The 25,610-nt window shown below is 58.8% G+C and carries 21 protein-coding genes and 1 pseudogene; 10 read left to right on the top strand and 12 right to left on the bottom strand.

Going from position 1 to position 25,610, the window contains the following annotated elements; all coding sequences use genetic code 11:
• Positions 1-19 precede the first annotated feature (19 nt).
• The 5 genes from A7D21_RS09865 to sdhC form a co-directional block, all read right to left on the bottom strand.
• Complete coding sequence (locus A7D21_RS09865) at positions 20-2,851, bottom strand: 2-oxoglutarate dehydrogenase E1 component (protein WP_053255230.1); 2,832 nt, start codon at positions 2,849-2,851, stop codon at positions 20-22.
• A gap of 261 nt (positions 2,852-3,112) precedes the next feature.
• On the bottom strand, positions 3,113-3,817 hold the full coding sequence (locus A7D21_RS09860; RefSeq protein ID WP_003172807.1) for a succinate dehydrogenase iron-sulfur subunit: 705 nt from the start codon (positions 3,815-3,817) through the stop codon (positions 3,113-3,115).
• 11 nt (positions 3,818-3,828) lie between these two features.
• On the bottom strand, positions 3,829-5,601 hold the full coding sequence (gene sdhA, locus A7D21_RS09855) for a succinate dehydrogenase flavoprotein subunit (protein ID WP_053255229.1): 1,773 nt from the start codon (positions 5,599-5,601) through the stop codon (positions 3,829-3,831).
• 3 nt (positions 5,602-5,604) lie between these two features.
• Complete coding sequence (gene sdhD / locus A7D21_RS09850) at positions 5,605-5,973, bottom strand: succinate dehydrogenase, hydrophobic membrane anchor protein (protein ID WP_003172805.1); 369 nt, start codon at positions 5,971-5,973, stop codon at positions 5,605-5,607.
• On the bottom strand, positions 5,967-6,341 hold the full coding sequence (gene sdhC, locus A7D21_RS09845; RefSeq protein WP_003172804.1) for a succinate dehydrogenase, cytochrome b556 subunit: 375 nt from the start codon (positions 6,339-6,341) through the stop codon (positions 5,967-5,969). Before sdhC ends, sdhD begins: the two co-directional genes overlap by 7 nt.
• Positions 6,342-6,705: 364 nt before the next feature.
• Between sdhC and gltA the strand changes: the two genes are divergently transcribed.
• Positions 6,706-7,995, top strand: a complete 1,290-nt coding sequence (gltA, locus tag A7D21_RS09840; RefSeq protein ID WP_014717728.1) for a citrate synthase — start codon at positions 6,706-6,708, stop codon at positions 7,993-7,995.
• Between the two features lie 339 nt (positions 7,996-8,334).
• Here the strand turns inward: gltA and A7D21_RS09835 are convergent, their stop codons facing one another.
• The 3 genes from A7D21_RS09835 to A7D21_RS09825 form a co-directional block, all read right to left on the bottom strand.
• Entirely contained in the window at positions 8,335-9,993 is a 1,659-nt protein-coding gene (locus A7D21_RS09835) for a cation acetate symporter (protein WP_069551624.1), read from the bottom strand.
• Entirely contained in the window at positions 9,990-10,301 is a 312-nt protein-coding gene (locus tag A7D21_RS09830) for a DUF485 domain-containing protein (RefSeq protein WP_053255227.1), read from the bottom strand. Before A7D21_RS09830 ends, A7D21_RS09835 begins: the two co-directional genes overlap by 4 nt.
• 241 nt (positions 10,302-10,542) lie before the next feature.
• The gene (locus A7D21_RS09825) at positions 10,543-11,394 is read right to left on the bottom strand and encodes a glycine betaine ABC transporter substrate-binding protein (RefSeq protein ID WP_024074296.1); all 852 of its coding nucleotides are present in this window, start codon (positions 11,392-11,394) and stop codon (positions 10,543-10,545) included.
• Positions 11,395-11,726: 332 nt separating this feature from the next.
• On the opposite strand from A7D21_RS09825, the gene A7D21_RS09820 reads away from it, so the two are divergent.
• Positions 11,727-13,280, top strand: coding sequence for a glycosyl hydrolase family 17 protein (locus A7D21_RS09820; RefSeq protein WP_069551664.1), 1,554 nt, complete (start codon positions 11,727-11,729; stop codon positions 13,278-13,280).
• Between the two features lie 112 nt (positions 13,281-13,392).
• Here A7D21_RS09820 and A7D21_RS09815 read toward each other — a convergent pair whose 3' ends face one another.
• Positions 13,393-13,761, bottom strand: a complete 369-nt coding sequence (locus A7D21_RS09815; protein WP_053255226.1) for a hypothetical protein — start codon at positions 13,759-13,761, stop codon at positions 13,393-13,395.
• Positions 13,762-13,997: 236 nt separating this feature from the next.
• Between A7D21_RS09815 and A7D21_RS09810 the strand changes: the two genes are divergently transcribed.
• Both A7D21_RS09810 and A7D21_RS09805 read left to right on the top strand, forming a co-directional pair.
• Complete coding sequence (locus A7D21_RS09810) at positions 13,998-15,296, top strand: serine/threonine protein kinase (protein WP_053255225.1); 1,299 nt, start codon at positions 13,998-14,000, stop codon at positions 15,294-15,296.
• A complete protein-coding gene (locus A7D21_RS09805; RefSeq protein ID WP_053255224.1) occupies positions 15,289-16,077 on the top strand; it encodes a VacJ family lipoprotein in 789 nt (262 codons plus the stop codon). The genes A7D21_RS09810 and A7D21_RS09805 overlap by 8 nt, the downstream gene beginning before the upstream one ends.
• Before the next feature lie 36 nt (positions 16,078-16,113).
• Here A7D21_RS09805 and A7D21_RS09800 read toward each other — a convergent pair whose 3' ends face one another.
• Positions 16,114-18,081 carry an FUSC family protein gene (locus A7D21_RS09800; RefSeq protein ID WP_069551623.1) on the bottom strand — a complete coding sequence of 656 codons (1,968 nt, stop codon included), beginning with the start codon at positions 18,079-18,081 and terminating at the stop codon, positions 16,114-16,116.
• A 517-nt stretch (positions 18,082-18,598) separates the two neighbouring features.
• On the opposite strand from A7D21_RS09800, the gene A7D21_RS09795 reads away from it, so the two are divergent.
• Positions 18,599-19,477, top strand: coding sequence for a hypothetical protein (locus A7D21_RS09795; RefSeq protein WP_069551622.1), 879 nt, complete (start codon positions 18,599-18,601; stop codon positions 19,475-19,477).
• Between the two features lie 59 nt (positions 19,478-19,536).
• Here the strand turns inward: A7D21_RS09795 and A7D21_RS34290 are convergent.
• Positions 19,537-19,722 (bottom strand): annotated as a pseudogene (locus A7D21_RS34290) (RND transporter); the annotation flags it as partial.
• Positions 19,723-19,858: 136 nt separating this feature from the next.
• Here A7D21_RS34290 and A7D21_RS09785 point away from each other — a divergent pair.
• Both A7D21_RS09785 and A7D21_RS09780 read left to right on the top strand, forming a co-directional pair.
• Complete coding sequence (locus A7D21_RS09785; protein WP_053255221.1) at positions 19,859-20,464, top strand: TetR/AcrR family transcriptional regulator; 606 nt, start codon at positions 19,859-19,861, stop codon at positions 20,462-20,464.
• A 209-nt stretch (positions 20,465-20,673) separates the two neighbouring features.
• Positions 20,674-21,132: a transposase gene (locus A7D21_RS09780; RefSeq protein WP_069551620.1), complete on the top strand. Its 459-nt coding sequence runs from the start codon at positions 20,674-20,676 to the stop codon at positions 21,130-21,132.
• A gap of 126 nt (positions 21,133-21,258) precedes the next feature.
• Here the strand turns inward: A7D21_RS09780 and A7D21_RS09775 are convergent, their stop codons facing one another.
• On the bottom strand, positions 21,259-21,699 hold the full coding sequence (locus A7D21_RS09775; RefSeq protein WP_069551619.1) for a heme-binding protein: 441 nt from the start codon (positions 21,697-21,699) through the stop codon (positions 21,259-21,261).
• 266 nt (positions 21,700-21,965) lie between these two features.
• Here A7D21_RS09775 and gcl point away from each other — a divergent pair, with 266 nt between their 5' ends.
• The 3 genes from gcl to A7D21_RS09760 all read left to right on the top strand — a co-directional run bounded on the left by gcl (position 21,966) and on the right by A7D21_RS09760 (position 25,588).
• Positions 21,966-23,732 carry a glyoxylate carboligase gene (gcl, locus tag A7D21_RS09770; RefSeq protein ID WP_083272177.1) on the top strand — a complete coding sequence of 589 codons (1,767 nt, stop codon included), beginning with the start codon at positions 21,966-21,968 and terminating at the stop codon, positions 23,730-23,732.
• A gap of 10 nt (positions 23,733-23,742) precedes the next feature.
• The gene (hyi, locus tag A7D21_RS09765) at positions 23,743-24,525 is read left to right on the top strand and encodes a hydroxypyruvate isomerase (RefSeq protein ID WP_053255217.1); all 783 of its coding nucleotides are present in this window, start codon (positions 23,743-23,745) and stop codon (positions 24,523-24,525) included.
• A 172-nt stretch (positions 24,526-24,697) separates the two neighbouring features.
• The gene (locus A7D21_RS09760; protein ID WP_069551617.1) at positions 24,698-25,588 is read left to right on the top strand and encodes a 2-hydroxy-3-oxopropionate reductase; all 891 of its coding nucleotides are present in this window, start codon (positions 24,698-24,700) and stop codon (positions 25,586-25,588) included.
• Positions 25,589-25,610: the final 22 nt, after the last annotated feature.

The following is a 25,610-nucleotide window of genomic DNA, read 5'->3' as shown; positions in this document are numbered from 1 at the left end:
TTCAGTCAGCGCGAAGGCGTTAAACAGTGAAAGCATCTTGCAGCAGTTTTTCCTGCTGCTCGGCGTGCATCGACGCATAACCACACGCAGGTGCAGCAGAAGCGTCACGACCGGCGTACTCCAGGCCCAGGGCCTTGTTGTGGTTACCGATGCTGCGACGCAAGTGATGCTGGCTGCTGTACCACGCGCCCTGGTTCATCGGTTCTTCCTGACACCACACCACATGGGTGAGGTTGGTGTAAGGCGCGATGGCCTCCATCAGGTCGTCTTCCGGGAACGGGTAAAGCTGCTCGATACGCACGATGGCGATGTCTTCGCGGCCTTCGGCACGGCGTTTTTCCAGCAAGTCGTAGTAAACCTTGCCGCTGCACAGGATCAGGCGAGTGACCTTGGCTGCGTCCAGGGTGTCGATTTCTGGAATAACGGTCTGGAACGAACCGTCGGCCAGATCTTCCAGGGTCGAGATGGCCAATTTGTGACGCAACAGCGATTTCGGAGTCAGCACTACCAGCGGCTTGCGCAGCGGGCGGATCACCTGACGACGCAGCAAGTGGTAGATCTGGGCCGGGGTAGTCGGCACGCACACCTGGATGTTGTGCTCGGCGCACAGCTGCAGGTAACGCTCCAGACGGGCCGAAGAGTGCTCCGGACCCTGACCTTCATAACCGTGTGGCAGCAGCATGGTCAGACCGCACAGACGGCCCCACTTGTGCTCACCGCTGGTGATGAACTGGTCAATAACCACCTGGGCACCGTTGGCGAAGTCGCCGAACTGGGCTTCCCAGATCACCAGCGCCTGAGGCGTGGTGGTGGAGTAACCGTATTCGAACGCCAGTACGGCTTCTTCGGACAGGAACGAATCGAACAGGTCGAAACGTGGCTGGCCTTCGTAAAGGTGTTGCAGCGGAATGTAAGTGCCCGCGTCTTTCTGGTTGTGCAATACCGCGTGACGGTGCGAGAACGTACCACGGCCGATGTCCTGGCCGGTCATGCGGATCGGGTGACCTTCGAACGCCAGGGTCGCGTACGCCATGGTTTCGGCGTAACCCCAGTTGATCGGCAGGCCGCCGGCTTGCATCTTCTGACGGTCTTCGTAGATCTTCGCAACCTGGCGCTGCACAACGAAGCCTTCCGGAATTTCCAGCAGCTTGGCAGACAGTTCCTGCAAGGTTTTCAGATCGAACGAGGTGTCGTGACGCGCAGTCCAGGCGTGGCCCAGGTACGGACGCCAGTCAACGAACAGTTCTTTGTTCGGCTCTTTAACCAGGCTTTTTACGACATGCAGACCATTGTCCAGCGCGTTGCGGTATTCATCGACTTTCGCCTGAACACGCGCATCGTCAATCACGCCGGCCTTGGTCAGGCTTTCGGCGTACAGCTCACGGGTGGTGCGCTGCTTGGCGATTTGCTGGTACATCAACGGCTGGGTGCCGCTCGGCTCATCCGCTTCGTTGTGACCGCGACGGCGGTAGCAAACCAGGTCGATCACCACGTCACGCTTGAACTGCATGCGGTAGTCGATAGCGAGCTGGGTCACGAACAACACGGCTTCCGGATCATCACCATTCACATGGAGGATCGGCGCCTGGATCATCTTGGCAACGTCGGTGGCGTACTCGGTAGAGCGCGCGTCCAGCGGGTTGCTGATGGTGAAGCCAACCTGGTTGTTGATGACGATGTGAACCGTACCGCCCGTCTTGAAGCCGCGAGTCTGCGACATCTGGAACGTTTCCAGCACCACGCCTTGACCGGCGAATGCCGCGTCACCGTGGATGGAAATCGGCAGGACCTTTTCACCGGTGGCATCGTTACGACGATCCTGGCGAGCACGGACCGAACCCTCGACCACTGGAGAAACGATTTCCAGGTGGGATGGGTTGAAGGCCATGGCCAGGTGAACTTCACCGCCGGTGGTCATCACGTTGGACGAGAAGCCCTGGTGGTATTTAACGTCACCGGAACCGAGCTCGACCTTCTTCTTGCCTTCGAACTCGTCGAACAGCTCGCGCGGGTTCTTGCCGAAGGTGTTGACCAACACGTTCAGGCGACCACGGTGAGCCATGCCGATCACGACTTCCTTGGTGCCATAGGAACCGGAACGCTGGATCAGCTCGTCAAGCATCGGAATCAGGCTCTCGCCGCCTTCCAGGCCAAAACGCTTGGTGCCCGGGTATTTGGTACCCAGGTATTTCTCGAGACCTTCAGCTGCGGTCACGCGCTCGAGCAAGTGGCTGCGTACGTCGGCGGACAGCACCGGACGGCCACGCACACCTTCCAGACGATGCTGGAACCAGTGGCGTTGCTCGGAATCGGTGATATGCGTGAACTCAGCGCCAATGGTGCGGCAATATGTCTGCTGCAACGCTTCGTGAATTTCGCGTAGGCTCGCCTCCTCTTTGCCGATGAACAGGTCGCCGGCACGGAAGGTCGTATCAAGATCGGCATTGGTCAAGCCGTAATGATTGATCGACAGGTCAGCAGGTGCAGGACGCTGCCAGAGCCCCAGCGGGTCAAGCTGGGCCGCCTGGTGGCCACGCATCCGGTAAGCCTGGATCAGTCGCAATACTTCAACTTGCTTCTTCTCATGCTCGCTGCTCACGCTCCCGGCGGAAACCGGCTGAGCGCGGCGCTGGTTCTTTGCCAGCAGCACAAACTGATCGCGAATTGTTGCGTGCGATACATCGGTGGCAGCGTTGCCGTCTGAAGACAACGTCTGAAATTTGGTGCGCCATTCTTCTGGCACAGCGTTAGGGTCGTGCAGGTAGAGCTCATAAAGCTCTTCCACATAGGCAGCGTTACCACCTGAAAGATAGCCGCTGTTCCACATGCGCTGCATCACGCTTTCTTGCATGCTTGGTCACCCTCGATTTGGGGACACCACCGGCGGAAACACCGAGTTTGCTTGCAAAAGGCCAAGTGCAGCGACCAAAACAAGCCACTTAGGATCACGCTGATAGTTCGGGTACCAACCCGAATGCCCCTGCTTGTCTCATTTCTTCAAAATAAGAGCCGCGGCTTTGTAAGTCGCTGCTCAAGTTAAAACTACGGCGCCGGTTGAAGCCTGCGCCGTAGCATTTACGGGCACAACGGTCCTGCTTTATTACAACGTCAGTTACACGCCGCTTTGCAGCAGCATGTTACGGATGTGACCAATGGCCTTAGTCGGGTTCAGGCCTTTAGGACATACGTTGACGCAGTTCATGATCCCGCGGCAGCGGAATACGCTGAACGGGTCATCCAGCGAAGCCAGACGCTCGGACGTCTTGGTGTCACGGCTGTCTGCCAGGAAGCGGTACGCTTGCAGCAGAGCGGCTGGACCCAGGAACTTGTCCGGGTTCCACCAGAAGGACGGGCAAGAAGTCGAGCAGCAAGCGCACAGGATGCACTCGTACAGACCGTCGAGCTTTTCACGTTCTTCAGGGGACTGCAGACGTTCGATGGCCGGAGCCGGCGTGTCGTTCTGCAGGAACGGCTTAACTTTCTCGTATTGCTTGTAGAAGATGCTCATATCGACGACCAGGTCACGGATAACCGGCAAACCTGGCAGAGGACGAACGATCAGCTTGTTACCTTTGACGACGGCGGACAGCGGCGTGATGCACGCCAGGCCGTTTTTGCCGTTGATGTTCATGCCGTCGGAACCGCACACACCTTCACGGCAAGAGCGACGATAGGAGAAACCTTCGTCCTGCTCTTTGATCAGTGCCAATACATCCAGCACCATCAGGTCTTTACCACCGGTATCGACCTGGAATTCCTGCATGAACGGCGCAGCGTCCTGATCAGGGTTGTAGCGATAAACACTGACTTTCAACATGGCAGCCACCCTTAGTAAGTCCGAATCTTCGGTTCAAAGGTCGGAACTGTCTTCGGCGAGAAGTTCACGGCACGTTTGGTTACGCGCTTGTCACCCGGGAAGTACAGGGTGTGGCACAACCAGTTTTCGTCGTCGCGATCTTCAAAGTCTTCACGCGCGTGAGCACCACGGGATTCTTTACGAACCTCGGCGGCGATCGCAGTCGCTTCAGCCACTTCCAACAGGTTTTGCAGCTCAAGGGCTTCGATACGAGCGGTGTTGAACGCCTGGCTCTTATCGTTGATCTTGACGTTGGCGATACGCTTGCGCAGATCGGCCAACTGGGCGATACCCTTCTGCATGTATTCGCCAGTACGGAATACACCGAAGTAGTTCTGCATGCAGTTTTGCAGCTCGCGACGCAGGGTAGCGACGTCTTCGCCATCGGTACGCTCGTTCAGAGCGTTCAGGCGCGCCAGGGCGGCCTCGATATTGGCGTCGGTAGCGTCATCGTATTCGATGCCGTCGGTCAGGGCTTTTTCCAGGTGCAGGCCGGCCGCGCGGCCGAACACCACCAGGTCGAGCAGCGAGTTGCCGCCCAGACGGTTGGCACCGTGAACCGATACGCAAGCCACTTCGCCTACCGCGAACAGGCCATGAATGATCTCGTCCACGCCTTCAGCGTTCTGAGTGATCGCCTGGCCATGAATGTTGGTCGGAACACCGCCCATCATATAGTGGCAAGTCGGAACAACCGGAACCGGAGCAACCACCGGGTCAACATGAGCAAAAGTCTTGGACAGCTCACAGATACCTGGCAGGCGGCTGTGCAGTACTTCTTCGCCGAGGTGATCGAGCTTCAGCAGTACGTGGTCGCCATTCGGGCCACAGCCATTGCCGGCGATGATTTCTTTAACCATCGAACGAGCAACAACGTCACGACCGGCAAGGTCTTTCGCGTTCGGCGCATAACGCTCCATGAAACGCTCGCCGTGCTTGTTGATCAGGTAACCACCTTCACCACGGCAACCTTCGGTAACCAGTACGCCCGCGCCGGCGATACCGGTCGGGTGGAACTGCCACATTTCGATGTCTTGTACCGGCACGCCCGCACGCAGTGCCATGCCGACGCCGTCACCGGTGTTGATCAGGGCATTGGTGGTCGAAGCGTAGATACGACCTGCACCGCCAGTCGCCAGAACAGTAGCCTTGGCGCGGATGTAGGTGGTTTCACCGGTTTCGATGCAGATGGCGATCACGCCGACGAATGCGCCGTCAGCGTTCTTCACCAGATCCACGGCGTAGTATTCGTTCAGGAACGTGGTGCCGGCTTTCAGGTTGCCCTGATAAAGCGTGTGCAGCAGCGCGTGACCGGTACGGTCGGACGCGGCGCAGGTACGGGCAGCCTGGCCGCCTTTACCGTAATCCTTCGACTGGCCGCCGAATGGACGCTGGTAGATACGACCTTGCTCGGTACGCGAGAACGGCAGACCCATGTGGTCCAGCTCGAACACGGCAGCCGGGCCTTCCTGACACATGTATTCGATAGCGTCCTGGTCACCGATGTAGTCGGAACCCTTGACGGTATCGTACATGTGCCAGCGCCAGTCATCGTTCGGATCGGCAGAGGCGATGGCGCAGGTGATGCCACCCTGGGCCGAAACGGTGTGCGAACGCGTCGGGAACACCTTGGTGATCACGGCAGTCTTGTGACCACCCTGAGCCAGCTGCAGCGCTGCGCGCATGCCAGCACCGCCGCCACCAATGATGATGGCGTCGAAGGAAATAGTTGGAATGTTAGCCATGACTCAGATACCCCAAAGAATCTGCACACCCCAGACGAAGTAAGCGAACATCGCGACGCCGCATACTGCCTGGAAGAGGAAACGTACTGCAGTCGCGGACTTGCCCAGCGCCATCGGCGTCAGGTAGTCAGTCGCGATGGTCCACATGCCGACCCAGGCGTGAGCGCCCAGGGCTACAAGTGCCAGCAGACTGAAGATTCGCATCGCATTGTGGGAAAACAGGCCGTGCCATTGCTCATAGCCAATGCCAGGGTTTGCGACGAGGTATCCGATCAGGAAAATGAAATAAGCCGCGAGAACGACCGCAGACACACGCTGCGCCATCCAGTCATAGAGGCCTGAACGCGATAGGTTCGTAACGCTGGTTACCATATCCAAACTCCTGCCAGAACGATCAGCACCACGGAAATGGCGATGATGATTTTCGAGCCCAGGCGGCCGCCTTCCAGCGTCTCACCGATGCCCATATCCATGATCAAGTGGCGCACGCCGGCTACCAGATGATAAAGCAGAGCGGACAGGAGGCCCCATGCTACGAACTTGGCCAGCGGGCTGGTCAAGCATGCCTTCACCTCGGCGTATCCTTCCTCGGAACCCAGGGATTTGCTCAATGCATAAAGCATGATGCCCAAGCCCAGGAACAGGATGATGCCGGAAACACGGTGCAGGAACGACGTAACGCCGGTGATGGGGAGTTTGATGGTCCTTAGGTCTAGGTTTACAGGTCGTTGGCTATTCACGGCTTTTTTTCACACTGAAGAGCCCCTAACAATCAGGGCAAAGTTGTTGGGGAGTGCACTGGTCAGGTAAGCACCACCCAGGGAGTGCGACCCCCAATGAAAGCAAGCCCAAAAGCCCTTGGCGGTCGGTGGCCGAGTATAGACAGTTAGGCTACTAATGACAACGCGCACACCTCACCCTAATAGCTGATTGCGCTGGCGGGATAAAAGGCGTAAATGGCAGTCAATTTCGACGAAAAAGTACGGTTAAAGCCTTCTGGAGCAAGACTTTAGGCAAATTGACATCTGAATTTATCTCACTATAGTGGTGCGGGCCCTGCGTGGGGGGTCTGTCTGATGATTTGAAGCATAAATAGGAGGCCACATGGCTGACAAAAAAGCGCAGTTGATCATCGAGGGCGCAGCCCCCGTCGAGCTGCCCATTTTAACCGGCACCGTTGGTCCCGATGTTATCGACGTACGGGGCCTGACGGCCACGGGCCGTTTCACTTTCGACCCAGGCTTCATGTCGACCGCCTCTTGCGAGTCGAAGATCACCTATATCGACGGCGACAATGGCATTCTGCTGCACCGGGGCTACCCGATCGAGCAACTGGCTGAGAAGTCGGACTACCTGGAAACCTGCTACCTGCTGCTAAATGGCGAACTGCCAACAGCCGAGCAAAAAGCCCAGTTCGTCAGCACCGTGAAGAACCACACCATGGTTCACGAGCAGTTGAAGACCTTCTTCAACGGCTTCCGTCGCGACGCCCACCCGATGGCCGTCATGTGCGGCGTGGTCGGCGCCCTGTCGGCCTTCTATCACGACTCCCTGGACATCAATAACCCGCAGCATCGCGAAATTTCCGCGATCCGTCTGGTTGCCAAGATGCCGACCCTGGCCGCAATGGTTTACAAGTACTCCATGGGCCAGCCCATGATGTACCCGCGCAACGACCTGACGTACGCAGAAAACTTCCTGCACATGATGTTCAACACCCCGTGCGAGATCAAACCGATCAGCCCGGTGCTGGCCAAGGCAATGGACCGGATCTTCATCCTCCACGCCGACCACGAGCAGAACGCCTCCACCTCTACCGTACGTCTGGCCGGCTCTTCGGGTGCCAACCCGTTCGCCTGTATCGCCGCCGGTATCGCTGCACTGTGGGGCCCTGCCCACGGCGGTGCGAACGAAGCCGTATTGACCATGCTCGATGAAATCGGCGATGTCTCGAACATCGACACGTTCATCGCCAAGGCCAAGGACAAGAACGATCCGTTCAAGCTGATGGGCTTCGGTCACCGCGTCTACAAGAACCGCGACCCACGCGCCACCGTAATGAAGCAGACCTGCGACGAAGTGTTGAAGGAACTGGGCATCAAGAACGATCCGCAACTCGAACTGGCCATGCGCCTGGAAGAGATCGCCCTGACCGACCCGTACTTCATCGAACGCTCGCTGTACCCGAACGTCGACTTCTACTCGGGGATCATCCTCAAGGCGATCGGCATTCCAACCAGCATGTTCACCGTGATCTTCGCCCTGGCGCGGACCGTGGGCTGGATCTCCCACTGGAAAGAAATGCTCTCCAGCCCGTACAAGATTGGCCGTCCGCGCCAGCTGTACACCGGCTACGAGTCGCGTGACATCACCAAGCTGGAAGATCGCAAGTAAGCCGTCAGCCGCTTAGTTGCACCGAATAAGGCCTCCTCTGGAGGCCTTATTTGTTTGCGGCAGACGATAACCCGCTACACGCCCGCTGTGGTGGCCTGCGGGCCCGTTGTGGCGAGCAGGCTTGCCCCGTGCTCGGCTGCAGAGCAGCGCCACTGGCGGCCTCAACACAGCGTCCTGTGCCCAGACGCCAGCCTTGATCACTTGCCGACGCTCACCCAGCGAAAGCCGCTTTTATTGATGCGGAATTTAAGAAACAGTTTTGTCGTATCCAGCACCAATAAAAGCCAAAAAAAAACCCCGATCTCACGACCGGGGTATTTTTTTGTAACCGTTACACCCTTAGTGGTTAACCGCCCCACTCGCCCCCAGACCCGTTTGCGAACGCACAAACTGCGGGAAGTACAGCGCACGCTCCTTCTCTGCCGCCGCCGACTTGTCGGTGATGGAGAAGAACCAGATACCGATGAACGCAATGATCATCGAGAACAGCGCCGGGTATTCGTACGGGAAGATGGCTTTTTCGTGGTGCAGGATCGAGACCCAGATGGTCGGGCCAAGGATCATCAGACCTACGGCACTGATCAAGCCCAGCCAGCCGCCAATCATCGCGCCACGGGTGGTGAGGTTTTTCCAGTACATGGAAAGCAGCAGCACCGGGAAGTTACAGCTGGCAGCAATGGAGAACGCCAGGCCGACCATGAACGCAATGTTCTGGCTTTCGAACAGGATACCCAGGCCGATGGCCAGCACCGCCAGGGCGATGGTGGTGATCTTCGACACGCGAATCTCGTCCTTTTCGTTGGCCTTGCCTTTCTTGATCACGCTGGCATACAGGTCATGGGACACCGCCGAAGCACCCGCCAGGGTCAAGCCAGCAACCACCGCCAGGATGGTGGCAAACGCCACGGCCGAGATGAAGCCCAGGAAGATACTGCCGCCCACCGCGTTGGCCAGGTGCACCGCCGCCATGTTGTTACCGCCCAGCAAGGCGCCTGCCGCATCCTTGAACGCCGGGTTGGTGCTGACCAGCAGGATCGCGCCGAAGCCGATGATAAAGGTCAGGATGTAGAAGTAGCCGATGAAACCGGTGGCATACAGTACGCTCTTACGCGCTTCTTTAGCATCGCTTACGGTGAAGAAGCGCATCAGGATGTGCGGCAGGCCTGCGGTGCCGAACATCAGCGCCAGGCCCAGGGAGAATGCAGAGATCGGGTCTTTCACCAGGCCGCCAGGGCTCATGATCGCTTCACCTTTAGGGTGAACCTTGATCGCCTCGGAAAACAGCATGTTGAAGTCGAAGTTGACGTGCTTCATCACCATCAGCGCCATGAACGAGGCACCGGACAGCAGCAGGACCGCCTTGATGATCTGCACCCACGTGGTCGCGAGCATGCCGCCGAACAGCACGTACATGCACATCAGGATGCCTACCAGGATCACCGCCACATGGTAATCCAGGCCGAACAGCAACTGGATCAGCTTGCCCGCGCCAACCATCTGCGCGATCAGATAGAACGCCACCACCACCAGCGAGCCACAGGCCGACAGGCTGCGGATCTGGGTTTGCCCCAGGCGATAGGACGCTACGTCAGCAAAGGTGTACTTGCCCAGGTTACGCAGGCGCTCGGCGATCAGGAACAGAATGATCGGCCAGCCCACCAGGAAGCCGATCGAATAGATCAGGCCGTCGTAGCCAGAGGTGAATACCAGCGCGGAAATCCCCAGGAAGGACGCCGCCGACATGTAGTCGCCAGCAATCGCCAGGCCGTTCTGGAAACCGGTGATCTTGCCGCCGGCCGCGTAGTAGTCGGCCGCCGATTTGTTGCGCTTGGACGCCCAGTAGGTGATGCACAACGTCGCGCCGACGAAGGCCACGAACATCAGGATTGCTGCAACGTTCAGCGGTTGTTTTTGCACTTCACCGGTCAATGCGTCCGCCGCCCAAACGGCAGGCGCGAAGACCGAAGCACCGAGTACAGCCAATAGACGACGGATCATTGCGCAGCCTCCTTGAGAATCGCATTGTTCAGGTCGTCAAATTCGCCGTTGGCGCGTCGTACGTAAATCGCAGTCAGGACAAAGGCCGAAACAATCAGCCCGACCCCAATCGGGATTCCCCAGGTGATGGACGAACCGGGGCTGAGCTTGGCCCCCAGTATTTGCGGCCCATAGGCAATCAGAAGAATGAAACCGGAGTACAGCCCGAGCATGATCGCCGAGAGAATCCAGGCGAACCTTTCCCTTTTTCTCACCAGCTCCTTGAAACGCGGGCTGTTTTGAATCGAGAGGTAAATGCTGTCGTTCATTGTTTTTATCCTCGCAGCACAGCTTTTTTATTATTGGAACGTATCCACTGTATGCGGCTGCAGAACAGGTTCCAGACGACCTTAGTATTAGAACGACATGAGTGATCGCGCCAACTTTGAACTGATTAAAGTGACAGCTTTTCTCGCGAAAACGACAAAGCCCGCCTGACGAAAACGACAAAGCCCGCCTGACGAAAACGCCAGGCGGGCTTCAAAGGTGCTACTTAGACGCTTCGAGGCGTTATTTACCGATCCACTCGGCGACACGCTCTGGGTGCTTGGCAACCCAATCCTTGGCCGCCGCATCAGGTTTGGCGCCCTCTTGAATCGCGAGCATGACCTCGCCGATTTCATCCTTGGAGGCCCACTGGAATTTCTTCAGGAAGGCCGCGACTTCCGGCGCTTTCTTCTCCAGGCCCTTGCTGCCGATGCTGTTGACGGTTTCCGCAGCACCATAAATCCCTTTTGGATCGTCCAGGAAACGCAGTTTCCACTTGGCGAACATCCAGTGTGGTACCCAACCGGTCACCGCAATGGATTCCTGCTTGTCTTCGGCACGGGTCAGCTCGGCGATCATCGCAGCGCCCGAACTGGCTTGCAGTTTGTAGTCCAGGCCATAGGCCTTGATGGCTTCATCGGTCTTGAGCATGACGCCTGAACCGGCATCAATACCGACGATCTTGTTCTTGAAGGTGGTATCGGTCTTGAGGTCTTCGATGGACTTGGCCTTGACGTACTCCGGCACGATCAAGCCAATTTTTGCATCCTTGAAGTTAGGGCCGTAGTCGACCACCTTGTCCTTGTTCTTGGCCCAGTATTCACCGTGGGTCACGGGCAGCCAGGCGGAAAGCATGGCGTCGAGTTTGCCGGTGGCCACGCCCTGCCACATGATCCCGGTGGCAACCGCCTGCAGTTTCACGTCATAACCGAGCTTTTCCTTGATCACCTCTGCCGCCACGTGAGTGGTGGCAACGCTGTCGGACCAGCCGTCTACATAGCCGATGCTCAGGGTTTTGCTGTCGGCGCTGGCCAGTGTGGAGCCCATCGCAACTACCAGAGTGGCAGCTGCGCCCAAGAGTCGTCGCATCTTCATCGTACTTCCCCGAAAGTGCTGCGCCCGACGGATGCCGAGCGACGTCAACCTGTTGTTATGTGGTGCACCGCGCCCCCTTCACGCGCATCGATCCGGCGGCTCAGACATCAGTGGAGTGCTGACACTTCGATCATCAACCTGCCGGGGTCTTGAACCTGCTCTGGCTGCGACCTCAGGTAAGCAAGAAACGACATCACATCGCCAGCAGCACGATTTGTAGAATATGGCGCCAAAATCCCGCCCGAACTTTGCATGTCTAAATTATGCCGCCCCACTGGAACGGGCCAAATACGGGTAAGATGCGCGCCTTTGCTCCCCCAGATAAGCCGACCATGCCTGCGACTGCCCGCTTCCCTGCCCTGCCCTATATTTTCGCCTTGATCCTCGGCGTGTTTGCCCTTGTCGGCTATTGGTACGGCCTCGGCCGTCCGGTGGTGTTGCCGGACGTGGCCAGCGCCAGCCACAAAATGCAATGTGCGTCCTATACACCCTTCGACAAAGACCAATCACCGTTCGACCAGCCGTTCAAGCTGCGTCCCGAGCGCATGGACGCCGACCTGGCCTTGCTGGCCACCCGTTTCGAGTGCATTCGCACCTACTCCATGACCGGTTTGGAAGCCCTGCCGGGCATGGCGCGCGAGCATGGGTTGAAGTTAATGGCCGGTGCCTGGGTCAGCAGTGACCCGGTTGCCACCGAAAAAGAAATCGACGAGTTGATCGCGGCGGCCAACGCCAACCCTGACGTGGTCACCGCGGTCATCGTCGGCAACGAAGCCCTGCTGCGCAAGGAAGTCACCGCCAAGCAACTGGTGACGCTGATCCACAAAGTCAAAAGTCAGATAAAACAGCCGGTCACCTATGCCGATGTCTGGGAGTTCTGGCTGCAACACCCGGAAATCGCCCCGGCCGTGGATTTCCTGACCATTCACCTGCTGCCGTACTGGGAGGATGACCCGTCCGGCATCGACCAGGCGCTCAAGCACGTGGGGGATGTACGCCAGACCTTCGGCAACAAGTTCGCGCCCAAAGACGTGCTGATCGGCGAGACCGGCTGGCCCAGCGAAGGTCGCCAGCGCGAAACCGCGGTGCCGAGCCGGGTCAACGAAGCCAAATTCATGCGTGGTTTTGTCGCCATGGCCGAGGCCAACGGTTGGCGCTACAACCTGATCGAAGCCTTTGACCAGCCGTGGAAGCGCGCCAGTGAAGGGGCGGTCGGCGGCTATTGGGGACTGTTTGATGCTGATCGCCAGGACAAGGGCATCCTCGCCGGGCCGGTGAGCAATGTGCCGTACTGGCCGCTGTGGCTGGGCGTGGGCGGGATTATCCTGCTGGGCACCTTGGCCCTCGGCGGCCGCGTTCGCAGCACGCGCGCAGCGCTCATGCTGCCACTGCTCGGAGCGGTCGCCGCCTGCTCAATCGGCACCTGGGCCGAACTGACCCGCGTAACCGCACGCTTCAACGATGAATGGGTGTGGGCAGGCTTGCTAGTCGTGCTGAACCTGCTGGTGCTGGCCCATGCTGCGCTGGCCCTGAGTGCGCGGGAAGGTTGGCGCGAACGGGCATTCAACTGGCTGGAGCAACGCGCGGGCTGGCTGGTGGCAATCGCCGGCTTTGCCGGCGCGGTGATGATGCTCGCGCTGGTGTTTGACCCGCGCTATCGCAGCTTCCCGAGTGCGGCACTGGTGTTGCCGGCCCTGGTGTATCTGGTTCGCCCGGTCACCGGGCCACGCCGGGAGATCGCGCTGCTGGCCTTCATTATCGGTGCCGGCATTGCGCCGCAGCTCTATCGCGAAGGGTTGCTGAACCAGCAGGCGTGGGGTTGGGCGGTGGTCAGCGTGATGATGGTTGGAGCGTTGTGGCGTTGCCTGCGGGTGCGTAGGGCTTAAGACCGCTATCGCAGCGTTGCGACGATTCGACAAGCCAGCGCCCACATTTGACCGAGTGCATCCCTGGAATGCGCTCTAATGTGGGAGCTGGCTTGCCTGCGATGAGGCCCTGTCAGGCAACGCGAGGTTTCCTGACCAACCGCAACCCGGCAATCACCACCGCAAACACCGCAAACGTGGTGTTGTACAACGCCAACGCCGGCAAGCCGAACATCATTGCCAACACTGCCAACCCCCACCCTGCTCGACCCGGCACGAAAAACGCCAGCACCGACGTGATCAACGCCGCCCAGCCCAGCACCTTGAAGTGAATCATCAACCCCAGGTTCGAACGCAACTGGCATTCCCAGCGACTGGCCTCATCAACGCAGATACCCACCCACTGGCCATCCTCCATAAAACCGTAGCGTGCGCCATAACTGGCAGCCAACCATAACGGCAGGGCAATAAGCAGCAGGATCAGTGGCAAACGACGGGACATGGGGTACTCCGATAGGCAAAAACGGCGCTCAGCTTAATGCGCCGGCAGCCGTTAGCAAGGCGCATACACACAATTAGTGTCCATCAATGCATGGCAACGTGTATCTTCTGGCTGCTATTACCCCGATTCCGACGTTTTTTTCCGACATTTCGTGCCGAAGGCTGGCACTTCGGTGGCAACGCGGTGGTCATAGCCTGCGAACTTCATTCAGCACGTTTCCTCTTAGGGATTAAGTCATGCTCCGTTCCTTGCGCTGCGCTGCCTTACTCGGCAGCCTTTTTTTGAGTGCGTCAGCACTGGCCGTCGACATCGACCAGGCCAGCTATGGCTTCCCTTTGACGAACCCGTTCGAAGCGACCATTGCCACCACCCCGCCTGACCTTCGGCCCAAATTGCCGTCCAACGACGAGATCAACCAGTCGGATTACACCCTGAACATGCGCCCCGAGCGCGAGTTCAGCCTGCCGGACAATTTCTGGGCGGTGAAGAAACTCACCTACCGCATCGCCAAACAAGACCGTGCCGCGCCGTTGATCTTCCTGATCGCGGGCACCGGTGCGCGATTTGACAGCAGCATCAACGAATACCTGAAAAAGCTGTATTACCAGGCTGGTTACCACGTAGTGCAGTTGTCGTCGCCCACCAGCTTCGACTTCATCAGTGCCGCCTCGCGCTTTGCCACTCCGGGTATCACCCAGGAAGACGCCGAAGACATGTACCGCGTGATGCAAGCCGTGCGCGCGCAAAACGCCTCGCTGCCGGTCACCGACTTCTACCTCACCGGCTACAGCCTGGGCGCCCTGGATGCTGCGTTTGTCAGCAAGCTGGACGAGACCCGCCGCAGCTTCAACTTCAAGAAAGTGCTGCTGCTCAACCCGCCGGTCAACCTCTACACCTCGATCACCAACCTCGACAAGCTGGTACAGACCGAGGTCAAGGGCATCAACAACACCACCACCTTCTATGAGCTGGTACTGGCCAAGCTGACCCGCTACTTCCAGCAAAAAGGCTACATCGACCTTAATGACGCCCTGCTCTACGACTTCCAGAACTCCAAGCAGCACCTGACCAACGAACAGATGGCGATGCTGATCGGCACCTCGTTCCGTTTCTCGGCGGCCGACATTGCGTTTACCTCGGACCTGATCAACCGCCGTGGCCTGATCATTCCGCCCAAATACCCGATCACCGAAGGCACCAGCCTCACGCCGTTCCTCAAGCGTGCGCTGCAGTGCGACTTTGACTGCTACCTCACCGAACAAGTGATCCCGATGTGGCGCGCGCGCTCCGATGGCGGCAGCCTGCTGCAACTGGTCGACCAGGTCAGCCTCTATGCGCTTAAGGACTACCTGCACAACAGCCCGAAAATCGCGGTGATGCACAATGCCGACGACGTGATTCTCGGCCCTGGCGACCTCGGTTTCCTGCGTAAAACCTTCGGCGATCGCTTGACCGTCTACCCGTTGGGCGGCCACTGCGGCAACCTCAATTACCGCGTCAACGCCGACGCCATGCTGGAGTTCTTCCGTGGCTAAATATCTTCTGCTGCTCGCCGCCCTGATGTGCGCGGGCGTCGCCAATGCCGACAACAGCAAGGCCCACGAACCGGTCAAGGTTGACGCCGACGGCTTCAAGGAGCCGCTGACCAAGCTCAAGTTCAACCCGGGCCTGGACCAGCGCGAGTTCGAGCGTTCGTCGCTCACCGCGCTCAATGTCTACGACCCGTTGGAGTCGTGGAACCGCCGCGTGTACCACTTCAACTACCGCTTCGACCAATGGGTATTCCTGCCGGTGGTCAATGGCTACACCTACGTCACCCCAAGTTTCCTGCGTACCGGCGTGAGTAATTTCTTCAACAACCTGGGCGACGTGCCCAACCTGTTGAACAGCCTGCTGCAACTCAAGGGCCACCGCTCCCTGGAAACCACCGGGCGTCTGCTGCTCAACACCACCATCGGCGTCGCCGGCCTGTGGGACCCGGCTACCGCCATGGGCCTGCCACGCCAGAGCGAAGACTTCGGCCAGACCCTGGGCTTCTACGGCGTGCCCGGCGGCGCGTACCTGGTACTGCCGATCTTCGGCCCCTCGAACCTGCGCGACACCACCGGCCTGATCGTCGACTACAGCGCAGAAACCGAGGTCAACTTCCTCAACGTGTCCAAGGTCAGCGAAAACCACCCGGAAATCTGGGCCTTGCGCGCCGTCGACAAGCGCTACCAGACCAGCTTCCGCTACGGTCAAATGAACTCGCCGTTCGAGTATGAAAAGGTGCGCTACATCTACACCGAATCGCGCAAGTTGCAGATCGCCGAGTAACACTCGTTACAGGAGCTGGCTTGCCAGCTCCTGCAATCAGACACCCCGCTGACACCACGTCTGCCAGGTAAACCGCAACTGCAGCAGTGCCGCCCTGGCCATTTGCCGATCCTGCTCCGCCAACACCGACGACCGCTCAAGCACGTCCAGCAGCGCTGCCTGATCCACGCCAGGCCCACCCTGCTTGAGCACAACCGCCCACTGCCGCAGATAATCATCGCGCACACTGGCCAACGCGCCTTGGCTGCTCGATAAACTCGCGCGCAACTCCAGCAACTCATCGCCCAAGTCCAGCCCCAGCAGGCCGTTATCCCAATGGGTACGACGCTCGGCAGGCAACGTGTCGCTATAACGCGACAACCGAATCAGGCGGTCCGCCATACGCCCGCCAAACCAGCTTTCGGCCTGCTCCAAGGGGCGCGACGTCAACTGCGCCAGGTCAAACAATGAGGCCGTGAACATCCGCCGATAATGGCGCTCACCCGGGTTGAGCGGGATCAGGCGAAACACCACCACGGCAATACCGACACCCATCAGCGTGGCGATAGCTTTGTTGAGGAAAGCGGCGATGTCGTACGTCATCAGGTTGCTCGGCCCGACGTTATTGACGAAGAAGATGCAGAACGCCGAAGCGCTGGCCGCCAGGTTTGCCCGGCTCATGCACAGCGAGGCAAAAAATAGCGGTACGCCCAAGGCCATGCACAGCAACGGGAAACCATCAAACCCAGGCAGCAAAGCAAACCGTACACACCCGGCCACCGGAATCGACAGCGCGATGCCTTTGAGAAAATTCAGGCTTGAGGCGGAGGGATTTTCCCGCGCAGCAAACAGGCTCAATACCACACCGCTGATCGACACCGCGCCCAGCCCCGAAGGCCATGCGGTAAACATCCAGAATGCCGCAACGGCCAGGAAGGCTAATGCACTGCGCGCTCCACCGAGTACACCCTGCTCGATATCCCGATGCCAGGACAGTGCCCCCGGTGCACCCGGTGGCACCCTGCCCGTCTCGACAGCCGCCAGGGTCAGCGCCCCCACGTTCACCAAACGCAGGACCTGGGCCAATTGCACCAGGCAAAAGTGCGCCTCGGGGCTCAGACGTGGATCGGCAAGCGCCAAAGTAAGGCGACGTGAGAGCTCAGGCAGCGCCTCGTGCCGCTCTTGTCGCAAGGTGGCGGCCACGTCTTCCACCCATGTCGTAACAAAGGACGCGTCGTCCAGCATCATCCGTTGCCGTGCCACACCCCGTGCCGCACGTAACAACCCAAGCACATCCCGACTGAGCACCCGCAACGCCTGAGAGCGCCGCCGCCCCTTGGGGCCTTCAAACCAGGCATGGTCGCGCTGGGCGTCCACCGCGACCAAGCGGCCCAGCGCCTCCAGCAAGCCCTTGCGCTGATCCGTTCCCTGCAGCTCCGAGGCCGCGGCGCGCATTCCCGCCTGCCAGGCGGCGCGCCCTTGAACCGCCAGGGTCTGCTCAACCCGGCGCGGCCATAAAATCGTGCTGGCGATAGACGCGCAGAGAATCCCCAGGCTGATTTCCTGACAGCGCGCCACTGCCTCATCGAACACGCCCAGCGGCGCGGCGGTCGCCGGCAAGGCAATAATCGCCGTGGTGTAGCCCGCCAGCACAAACCCATAGGCGGCGTGATTGCGCAGCAGCGACGCCCCCGTCGTACACAACGCCAGCCATAACGCCATGCACAGCAGGAACAGCAACGGCGCCTGACCGCAAACCCCGATCATCACGAGCGAAGCCACGGCGCCGACAAACGTGCCCAGCAACCGATAGGCGCCCTTGGCCAGGACCATGCCGCTGGTCGATTGGCCAACGATAAACACCGTGGTCAACGCCCATTGCGGCTGCTGCAGGTCGAAGCAAAAGGCCAGATACAACGCGACCCCGCCGGCGATGATGTTGCGCGACGCAAACAGCAGATCGACCCGCGAGGGCACCAGGGTGGCTTGCCAGAAATCCGGGAGTTGAAACGTGAAAGGCTTCATTCAGCGAACACATAGATAGCTAGCTAATGATTAGCATCGTATCTATATTCACGCACATTGCCAATCGCACGTTGCTGGGCGTTTGATTTTGATTTCGAACACGACCACTCGTCGTATCCTCCAGGCGTCGGCCGACGGCGCTGCCTGATCGTAAGGCTTCGACGGCAGGAAAGCTGCCATCAAAAACCCTGTAAAAGCCATCACTTAGCCATACCCCGTAATCAACGGTGATGGCCGTCAAAAAACAGCCTCTAAAGGCTGACTCCTAAACGCTATAACTGTTCGGGCCAAGCAAGCGAATTGGTTGAGTGTGTTCATTGCCAATACCCGGCATTAAACCTATAACTCCCCTACCTCTTTTTCAGGGGCAATACCTCGAATAACCGAGGCACTAAAACATTGATTTAAACAACCAAGCCGGTTTCACCCGTGGTGAACTTTTGCGACCCTGACGGACCGCCGTCCGTGATTGAATCGCGCCAACAGTTAGTGACTGCTTTCATAAGGAAATGACCAAATGAAAACACTTAGTGCAATGCCCGCCCACGTCAAAGACGTCCGCTTATTCTCCGAACAGCTGCAAGAAGCGCATAGCTTCTTTGGTGATACAGCCCTCAAGGACATTCAACTTAAGGACGCCGACAACCCCTACGCCGATACCGACGGGCTCATTGAGTTCATTATCGGCAACGAGTTGATCGAAGATCCGGAGGTCATGAAAAAGATCAGCGAGCTGAAAAAATACTTGATCGGCATGACCTCTGTCGTCACCAATTATGTTCAGCGCAAAGCCGAAGCCGAGGGGGAGCAGTACAAAACCGACGTAGCGCTCTGGAGCCTGGCGCTGTCAAAACTCCCGCTGATGGGCCCGAGCAAAATCGATGAGCAATCCTATTCGCGGCATATCCGTGGGGTCAGCATTGCCGCCGACTTCGTCAACTTCATATTGGATATCGTCGCCTCACAAGACACCAGTGCCCTGAAGAGTTTTGAGAAGTTTATGGCCAAGCAGGGATACGCCTTGCGTTTCGGCGTCGAAAACAACAAAGATTTCTATAAAACCATTACCGTGGGTGTTTCCGTCGAAGTGTTCAAAGTCGGCGCCAATATCGTCTATATTCCAAAAATCAAACAGTACCGTGTCAACTTTGATAGAAACAACTCGAAATTTTCATCCGCCTGCGCCAGCGCCGAGTTTGTCGACATCAACTTCTCTTACAAATACGGTGCCAACGTCTTTGACTACGAGGCCCTTGAAGACCCTGCGGTTAAAAAAGACTTCGATGAGTTTCTGCGTAAACAACGCAAATCCCAAATTGAAGAAGCATCAACGTTCTTCGATGATGATTTCCCGGTAAAAAAACCAACCTCTACACTTGCCAGTAAGGCTGGCTAGTTACGGTGCAACACCGCCACGGCCAATGAAGGCAAGACTTTCATTGGCCGTCTTATTCATTACTGCACAGCTTGCCATCCCCCGCCCGGGCTCTGGATCAACGCCACACTCCCCTGACTCAACTGCCCTTGGGTATCGCGCCAATTCTGCTCTGCCTGCAACAACACCCGCTGTTGGGTCAGCACTGTCTCCCGGCTGACCGTCCCCGCACGCAACTGCGCCTCCTGACGCCCAAACAGCGGCTGAAATACGTTCAGCATCAACACAGACAAAGTCAGCTGCAACCCCCAATGTACAAGGGTGCGGCGAGATTCTTGAGCGCTGCGCAAGGCCGGTGCTACCATGCCCGACCGCCTGTCTTGGCAAGGATATTCCTGGTTTATGAGCACCATTCGCGAGCGCAATAAAGAACTGATCCTGCGGGCGGCCAGCGAGGAGTTTGCCGACAAGGGCTTCGCCGCGACCAAAACCAGCGATATCGCCGCCAAAGCCGGGCTGCCCAAGCCCAACGTCTATTACTACTTCAAGTCCAAGGACAACCTCTACCGCGAGGTGCTCGAAAGCATTATCGAACCGATCCTGGCCGCGTCCACCCCATTCAATCCGCAGGGCGAACCTTCGGTGGTGTTGAGCAACTACATCCGCTCGAAAATCCGCATCTCCCGCGACCTGCCGTTTGCCTCCAAGGTATTCGCCAGCGAAATCATGCACGGCGCGCCGCACCTCACCGCCGACCAGGTCGAACAGCTCAACGCCCAGGCCAAGCACAATATCGACTGCATCCAGAGCTGGGTGGATCGCGGCTTGATCGCGCCCATTGACCCCAATCACTTGATGTTCAGCATCTGGGCGGCGACGCAGACGTATGCGGATTTTGATTGGCAAATTTCCGCGGTGACCGGGAAAGCCAAGCTGGATGACGCCGACTACGAGGCGGCGGCGCAGACGATTATTCGCTTGGTGCTTAAAGGGTGTGAGCCGGACTGATAGTCCGCGGTGTAGCCAAGATTCGCGAGCAAGCCCGCTCCCACACTTTCCCATGCCAGACACAAAATGTATGAGCGCCCCAGGACCAATGTGGGAGCGGGCTTGCTCGCGAAAGCGCCCTCCCAGACACATCCTGAACAACGCCAGGCAATCATCTACGGACTCCTCAATCTAGCCTCTCAGGACACCACTTGAAGAGAGGCAAAGGAATGCCTTATCCAGCTACTTCACATCGCCTGCGCATCGTGCGGTTCAGCGAACCGAACCGTATCTACCTGATCACTACCAACACCCACGAACGCATACCGATATTCAATGACTTTCATCTGGGTCGCTTGGTGGTCTGGCAATTCAGGCTCGCTCAATACCAAAGGCTGGCAAACTCCCTGGCATGGGTGGTGATGCCTGACCACTTTCACTGGTTGATTGAACTGCAGAAGGGCTCATTGGGAGACCTGATGTGCCAGGTGAAGTCCAAAAGCACTCGAACCGTGAATGGCGCTACGGGCCGCAAGGGTCGGCTATGGCAAACCAGTTTTCATGACAGAGCGCTGCGCAAAGACGATGACTTGGTGAAGATGGCTCGGTATGTCGTGGCTAATCCGTTAAGAGCGGGATTGGTGGAGCGGATTGGCGACTATCCGCTGTGGGATGCGGTTTGGGTTTAGGTCCGGGACCGAGTTGCCCCTTTCGCGAGCAAGCCCGCTCCCACATTTGACTGCATTCCAAGGCTTGAACTCAGTCAAATGTGGGAGCGGGCTTGCTCGCGAAGAGGCCCGCCCAGTCACCTCACATCAAGCCGAAACCCCCGCATCCGCCAACAACCCCACCCCCTCAATTGCCGTAATCGCGCATTGCTCGTCAATATCCGAGGTGTCCCCGCTGATCCCGATCGCGCCGAGCACCACACCCTTCTGATCACGAATCAACACCCCGCCCGGCGCAGGCACCACGCTGCCCTGCCCCAGGCTGTTCAACGCCGCGATAAAGGCCGGGCGTTGCTGCGCGTCCAACGCCAGCAAACGCGAGCCCTTGCCCAGGGCGATCGCGCCCCAGGCCTTGCCAATCGCGATTTGCGGGCGCAGCAGGCTGGCGCCGTCTTCGCGCTGCAGGGTGACCAAGTGGCCGCCACTGTCGAGCACCGCAATGGTGAGCGGCGCGGCGGAAATGGTGCGGCCTGCGGTGATGGCCTGACCGGCCAGGTTGACTGCGAGTTTCAAGGTTAAAGCGCTCATAGCTGCCGTCCTTATCTTGTTATGGGTAAAGCGGTGGAGGTCTGATTGATCAGAGGCTCGATCAAACAAATAGAACACAATGACATTTGTTTTTGTATACAATATTTTCGCACAAAGGCCCCATACGTCGAAAAAAGCCGTTCCGACGAACGCAAAGATCAATGAATGAAATGGATTGACCTGCGCCGCTCGCCGTGAATACACTTTGGACAGACACAACTTGTATACAATTACAAAACGCAAGAGGCACCAAAACCACGAGCAAAATGAGAGCAATCGAAGCCGCAGTCCTCGTGATGCGCCGTGAAGGGGTCGACACCGCCTTCGGTATCCCGGGCGCCGCGATCAACCCGCTGTATTCGGCCTTGCAGAAGGTCGGTGGCATCGATCACGTCCTTGCTCGCCACGTTGAAGGCGCCTCGCACATGGCCGAGGGCTACACCCGCACCAAGGCCGGCAACATCGGCGTGTGCATCGGTACGTCGGGCCCGGCGGGCACCGACATGGTCACCGGCCTGTACAGCGCCTCGGCCGACTCGATCCCGATTCTCTGCATCACCGGCCAAGCCCCGCGTGCACGCATGCACAAGGAAGATTTCCAGGCGGTCGATATCACCAGCATCGTCAAGCCAGTGACCAAGTGGGCGACCACCGTCCTCGAACCCGGCCAGGTGCCCTACGCGTTCCAGAAAGCTTTCTATGAAATGCGCTCCGGCCGCCCCGGCCCGGTGCTGATCGACCTGCCGTTTGACGTGCAGATGGCCGAGATTGAATTCGACATCGACGCCTACCAGCCACTGCCGCTCGCCAAACCGCTGGCCACGCGCATCCAGGTCGAAAAAGCCCTGGCGCTGCTCGACCAGGCCGAGCGCCCGTTGCTGGTGAGCGGCGGCGGCGTGATCAACGCCGACGCCAGCGAACTGCTGGTGGAGTTCGCCGAGCTGACCGGCATCCCGGTGATCCCGACCCTGATGGGCTGGGGCACGATCCCGGACGACCACCCGCTGATGGTGGGCATGGTCGGCCTGCAAACCTCGCACCGTTATGGCAACGCGACGATGCTCAAATCGGACGTGGTGCTGGGCATCGGTAACCGCTGGGCCAACCGCCACACCGGTTCGGTGGAGGTGTACACCGAAGGGCGCAAATTCATTCACGTGGACATCGAGCCGACGCAAATCGGCCGCGTGTTCACGCCGGACCTGGGCATCGTCTCCGACGCCGGTTCCGCACTGACGATGTTCATTGAAGTGGCCCGCGAGTGGAAAGCCGCCGGCAAGCTCAAGGACCGCAGTGCCTGGCTGCATGACTGCCAGCAGCGCAAGGCCACCCTGCACCGCAAAACCCACTTCGACAACGTGCCGGTCAAGCCGCAACGGGTGTACGAAGAGATGAACCAGGTGTTCGGCAAAGACACCTGCTACGTCAGCACCATCGGGCTGTCGCAGATTGCCGGCGCGCAATTCCTGCACGTCTACAAGCCGCGCCACTGGATCAACTGTGGCCAGGCCGGCCCGCTCGGCTGGACCATTCCCGCAGCCCTCGGTGTGGTCAAGGCTGACCCGAGCCGCAAGGTGGTGGCGTTGTCCGGCGACTATGACTTCCAGTTCATGATCGAAGAACTGGCCGTGGGCGCGCAGTTCAAACTGCCGTACATCCACGTGGTGGTGAACAACTCCTACCTGGGTTTGATCCGTCAGGCCCAACGCGGGTTTGAAATGGATTACTGCGTGCAGTTGTCCTTCGACAACCTCAACGCCCCGGAACTCAACGGGTATGGCGTAGACCACGTCGCCGTCGCCGAAGGCCTGGGGTGCAAGGCCCTGCGGGTGTTCGAGCCGGACCAGATCCAGCCGGCCTTGCGCAAGGCCCAGGAAATGATCGAGGAATTCCAGGTTCCGGTGATCGTTGAGATTATTCTGGAGCGCGTGACCAATATTTCCATGGGCACCGAGATCAACGCCGTCAACGAATTCGAAGATCTGGCACTGGTCGGCAACGATGCGCCGACTGCCATTTCCCTGCTCGACTAAGGAGAACCCTATGCCGCGTTTTGCCGCCAACCTGTCCATGCTGTTTACCGAACAGGATTTTCTTGCCCGTTTCAAAGCGGCTGCCGATGCTGGCTTTCAAGGTGTCGAGTACCTGTTCCCGTACGAATTCAGCTCCGCCGAGATCAAGGCGCAGCTTGACGCCAACGGCCTGACCCAAGTGCTGTTCAACCTGCCGGCCGGTGACTGGGCCAAGGGCGAACGCGGCCTGGCGTGCCACCCGGACCGCGTCGAAGAATTCCGTGCCGGGGTCAAGCTCGCCATCGCCTACGCCCAGGTGCTCGGCAACACGCAGATCAACTGCCTGGCGGGCATCCGTCCGCAAGGCGTTGACGACGAGACCCTGGAAAAAACCTTTGTCGCCAACCTCAAGTACGCGGCCGACAAGCTGCAAGCGGTGGGCATCAAGCTGGTGATGGAGGCGATCAACACCCGCGACATCCCGGGCTTCTACTTGAACAACACGGCACAGGCCCTGTCGATTCGCGAGCAGGTGGGCAGCGCCAACCTGTTCCTGCAATACGACATCTACCACATGCAAATCATGGAAGGTGATTTGGCCCGGACCATGGCTGCGCACCTGGGTGAAATCAACCACATCCAGCTGGCAGACAACCCGGGGCGCAACGAACCGGGGACCGGTGAGATCAACTACCGCTTCCTGTTCGAGCATTTGGACCGCATCGGTTACACCGGTTGGGTCGGCTGTGAATACAAGCCGTTGACCACCACCGAAGCGGGATTGAGCTGGCTCAAGACCCACAACGCCATCTAACAGACGCACCACCGAACGGTGCGGGTGCTGGCTTGCCGGCGATGCTGACACTGCGGTGTCCCCGGCATAACCCGTGGATGCCATCGCAGGCGAGCCAGCTCCCACCGCAGAGCTTCGGTGTTTGGCAGACCCGAGACAGGCCTGCCCACCTAATAACAAGAGGATTTTGATCATGGCTAAAATCGGCTTTATCGGCACCGGCATCATGGGCCAACCCATGGCCGCCAACCTGCAGAAAGCAGGTCACCAATTGTTCCTGTCCGAACACCACGGCAAGGCCCCGCAAGCGCTGATCGACGCCGGCGCCGTGGCCCTGGCCAACCCGCAGCAAGTGGCGCAGGAAGCCGAATTCATCATCGTGATGGTGCCCGACACCCCACAGGTCGATGACGTGCTGTTCCGCACCGACGGTGTTGCCGCCGGGTTGTCGCCGAACAAGGTGGTGATCGACATGAGTTCGATCTCCCCCACCGCCACCAAGGCCTTCGCCGCCAAGATCAACCAGACCGGCGCGCACTACCTCGATGCACCGGTGTCCGGCGGTGAAGTCGGCGCCAAGGGCGGCACCTTGAGCATCATGGTCGGTGGCGAGCCGCAGACGTTTGAACGCGCCCTGCCGCTGTTCCAGAGCATGGGCAAGAACATCACGCTGGTCGGTGGCAATGGCGATGGCCAGACCGCCAAAGTGGCCAACCAGATTATCGTCGCACTGAACATCCAGGCCGTGGCCGAAGCACTGCTGTTCGCCTCGAAAAACGGTGCCGACCCGGCCAAGGTGCGTGAAGCGCTGATGGGCGGCTTCGCTTCCTCGAAGATCCTTGAAGTGCACGGCGAGCGGATGATCAAGGGCACCTTCGATCCGGGCTTTCGCATCAACCTGCACCAGAAGGATCTGAACCTGGCGTTGGCCGGTGCCAAAGAGCTGGGGATCAACCTGCCGAACACCGCCGGTACGCAGCAGGTGTTCAGTACGTGCACGGCGATTGGCGGCGGCAATTGGGACCACTCCGCGCTGATCAAGGGCCTGGAGCATATGGCCAACTTTTCGATTCGCGATCAATAAGCCACACCGCTCCCACCTTTGA

The organism is Pseudomonas sp. AP19, assembly GCF_001728855.1.
GTDB classification, from domain to species: Bacteria; Pseudomonadota; Gammaproteobacteria; order Pseudomonadales; family Pseudomonadaceae; genus Aquipseudomonas; species Aquipseudomonas fluorescens.
Note: the sequence above shows the minus strand (reverse complement) of the source record. Positions and strands in the feature narration are given on the sequence as shown.